Genomic DNA, 1,463 nt, shown 5'->3' with positions numbered 1-1,463 from the left:
CGATAGCGTCCCGCTGATTGGTGGACTTCGGATCTGGCGTGGTTCACGCGTTGCGATCAACGAGTCATGTTGAACGCTAGGCGATTTGGTGTTGTTTGGCAAGGGCTTCCGCGGCGTGTTTCTTCGCGATGACCGCCCGTAGCTCGTCCATGGAGACATCGGAGAGATAACGTCGGGTGACTTGCCATTCGTCGTGGGATTCGATGACCACCGCGGTCGCCAGGCGCAGAAACGAAGCCGGGTTGGGGAAGATCTCCACGACATCGGCGCGGCGTTTGATCTCCTTGTTCAACCGCTCGATCGGATTGTTCGACCAAATCTTCTGCCAATGGGCCTTGGGGAACGCGGTGAACGCCAGCACATCGGTCTTGGCCTCGCCCATCATTGCTGCGACCTTCGGGAAACTGTCCGCCAGGGTGTCAGCGACGCGGTCCCACTGCTCGGCCACCTCCTCGGGGTCGGTGTGGGCGAAGATCGTCTTGACCGCCGCAGTCACCGCAGGAGCATGCTTGGCCGAGACCGCAGTGTGCAGATTCCGCATGAAATGCACCCGACACCGCTGCCACGACGAACCGGTGAACTGCTGGGCCACCGCCGATTTCAGGCCGGCATGAGCATCAGAGATCACCAGATGCACCCCGGCGAGGCCGCGGGCCTTCAGCGAGGCGAGAAACTCACGCCAGAACTCATAAGACTCACTGTCACCGACAGCGGTCCCCAGCACTTCGCGGGTGCCGTCGATGGACACCCCGGTGGCCACCACTAGGGCCTGAGAGACCACGTGCGCCCCGATCCGGACCTTGCAGAAGGTCGCGTCACAGAACACGTACGGAAACGTCGTGTGAGCCAGGCTGCGGGTCCGAAACGCCTCGATCTCCTTGTCGAGGCCGGCGCAGATCCGCGAGACCTCCGATTTGGACACCCCTGACTGCACGCCCATCGCGGCCACCAGGTCATCGACACTGCGGGTGGACACCCCGTGCACGTAAGCCTCCATGATGACCGCGTGCAGGGCCTTGTCGATGCGGCGGCGGCGCTCCAGCAGCGACGGAAAGAACGAGCCGGCCCGCAGCTTGGGGATGCCCACCTCGACATCACCGGAGGTGGTCGACACCGTCTTGGGCCGATGGCCGTTACGGTGCACCGTGCGCCCATCGGCGCGCTCATAGCGGCCGGCGCCGATTGCAGCAGTGGCCTCGGCCTCGATCAGCGCCTGCAGCCCAGCACGGATCAGCTCGGCAAACACCGCGCCGCCATCAGCGGACTTCAGTGCATCGAGCTGAGCAAGCAGGGCAGAATGATCCTGGGTCATCGCGTCGTGTGTCTTCCTGTTGAGTCACTTGGTAGGTAACTCACTGACCACTACGCGATGGCCCACCCCAACACCGGCAACGACACACCCCGAACGTGTCCGCCCAGTTCAACCCCGGTCCCGAAACCCCACCACCCCAGGGGACTTACCC

At 63.6% G+C, this 1,463-nt stretch carries 1 protein-coding gene; it reads right to left on the bottom strand.

Annotated features, from left to right (window positions below):
- Positions 1-76: 76 nt before the first annotated feature.
- Entirely contained in the window at positions 77-1,312 is a 1,236-nt protein-coding gene (locus LI94_RS21165; RefSeq protein ID WP_046302475.1) for an IS256 family transposase, read from the bottom strand.
- Positions 1,313-1,463: the final 151 nt, after the last annotated feature.

The organism is Mycobacterium sp. UM_Kg27 (assembly GCF_000972905.1).
Classification (GTDB): Bacteria; Actinomycetota; Actinomycetes; order Mycobacteriales; family Mycobacteriaceae; genus Mycobacterium.
This window is presented reverse-complemented; position numbering and strand designations above follow the sequence as displayed.